Annotated in this window: 1 protein-coding gene and 1 pseudogene; both read left to right on the top strand. The window is 50.9% G+C overall.

Annotated elements, in window-relative coordinates; translation table 11 throughout:
- Window positions 1–679 (top strand): annotated as a pseudogene (locus AB4Z11_RS29845) (hypothetical protein); the annotation flags it as partial.
- Window positions 680–1119: 440 nt separating this feature from the next.
- A partial coding sequence (locus AB4Z11_RS29840; protein WP_442029525.1) for a collagenase occupies window positions 1120–2287 on the top strand: 1168 nt, incomplete at its 3' end.

The following is a 2287-nucleotide window of genomic DNA, read 5'->3' as shown; positions in this document are numbered from 1 at the left end:
CTCCTCCGGCGATGTAGTAAAGGAAGCTTCGAATGGCGGCACGGATGTGATTTTTACCGCAATGCCAAGCTTCGCTCTGCCGAATAACGTGGAAGACCTTGTGATTACCAGCTCAAGGGGATCTCTGGGTATAGGTAATGATCTGGATAACTCCATGTGGGGTGGGGCCGGAAACGATACCCTCGTCGGCGGCGCTGGTAATGATTTCTTATCCGGCCAAGGTGGGAATGACATACTGACTGGCGGTACGGGAAGCGATGGTTTCGTCTTTTATTCTGTCGAGGGAATGGCCAAGATCACAGACTTCGAGACCAAAACGGACAAGCTATGGTTTTCTCACAGCGGCATTCCGCTGGGGAATGGCGGTAGTGCCATCGACTTAGCTGCAGTGATGCCGGGTGGCGTCAATTTCGAAAATAAATACCAGTATGTCATTTTTACAGCCCACTCCACTTCGTTGTCTGTAACAGATGCCGCACAAGTAATTGGTAATTCAACTCAAGCGTATGCCGTTGGCGATTGCCGTCTGTTTTTCGTCAATGACGGTAACTCGACAGGGGTATTTCTGTTCAAGTCAGCTGACCAGGATAGTCAGGTGACTCCAGCTGAGCTAACAAGACTAGCGGAGCTTGTTGGGGTCCCGAATATCAATCCAATTGATATCGGCGTCTTTGCCTAAGTCAACGAGCCGCTCCCTCTACTAATCGGTTCGCAATTTAACTGAGTCCTGAGGAGCTTTCCCTCCGTGACGGCTCATCCACTATGCATCTACAACCAGCATTCCACCAATTTATGAAGAGAAGATTTCTAATCGTTCCCATTCTTTGCCAGGCAGCTGCAATCGGGCTGGTGTTGCTTGTGTCAAGGGCGTATGCCCGTGATACTGCCGTTCAGTTAATCCCGAGGTCTGAAGAGATTGCCACTCCTTTTTTTGGAAGGCCGCACAGCCATCGTTCCGCCGTCGGAAGCAGCGTTATTGTTACAAAATCCTCGACTCCGCGTCAGGGGGCAATGCGCGCGGCCGCGGCTGTGCCAGACTGCGCTGCTGACCTGAATACCACTCTAAAGCTTAGCGGTGCAGAGCTGGTAACACGAATCAGTTCATTGAATGCGTCGTGTATGGACAGCCGCCATCAGTTTTTCGAGATTAATCCTGCCACATTGGGCTTCTATTCCAATCAAAATATGCTGTCTGTGGCAGAAGCGCTTCGACAGCAAGCTCCAGCCTACACTCCTGACAACCCGGGCGGGGTACGGCAGATGTTGATCTATTTGCGGGCCGGAGAATATGTTGCATGGTTCTCCGAAGGCGCATTGGTTTTTGACTCGCAAACGCGCTCAGCAGTTGAGAATGCACTGTTGACCTTCTCAGCAAACGCATACTTTACGGATGCATCGCCACAGCACTCATTAGTAATGTGGGATTACCTAGTTGCAGCGGATGGAGCAGATCGAAACGCGACATTGCTTCCGACGGGTATTCGTTACTTGGAAGGTGTGATGAGCAATTCAAGCCGATCAGAAGAGCAATACAAGGCCGTTTCAAATTTCTTCGAATGGGTCGCTCGCCGGGCCAACAACGGCGATGCTGATTGGATACAGATTGTAGGCGCGAATGCCACTCAGTATGAAGGCTTGTTGTTCCGCGCCGCGACCTTCATGAGCGAACCCATAACTGAGATGACTGGTACTAGCAAGCGATTAGCGTACAACTCTGCCTTAGCGTACGCGAACTTGTTAAGGTATCCAAGCACACGAGATTTGATGCGCGAGCATCTGCAAGACCTTCTTGGTCATTACGAACGGTTCTCAGGTCCCTTCATGGCTGTGGCCAGTACAGTGGATTTCCTTGGCGTCGATTGCTCACCGTATGGGCTTTGTCGCCAGGCACTTGAGCCGGAACTTCGAGCGTTGGCTTTCCCAAACACATATACGTTTGATGATGGCAAATTGGTGATGCAAACTGCTGTTGACTTGCCTAAAGCGCGACAGCTTTATCTCGCTATCAAACAAGTCAAAGCCCAGTACGTTCGGAAGACCGGCTTTGCTACGCCTTTGGCCGACGATACCAATGATGTACTGACTATGCGAATTTATGGTACACGGGCAGCATACGAAGATTGGCAGTGGTATCTCGAGGGCCTGGATACCGACAACGGGGGAATATACATTGAGCGCGGGGCTACGTTTTATACCTATGAGCGTACAGCCGCCGAGTCTACTTTAACGCTAGAGGAATTGCTAAGGCACGAATATACCCACTACCTGGAAGGCCGGTACACTGAAC

Origin of the sequence: Pseudoduganella sp. RAF53_2 (assembly GCF_052113985.1) — a bacterium.
Lineage (GTDB): Bacteria > Pseudomonadota > Gammaproteobacteria > Burkholderiales > Burkholderiaceae_D > Rugamonas.
The sequence above is the reverse complement of the archived record's forward strand: the minus strand, read 5'-3'. Positions and strand labels throughout refer to the sequence as shown.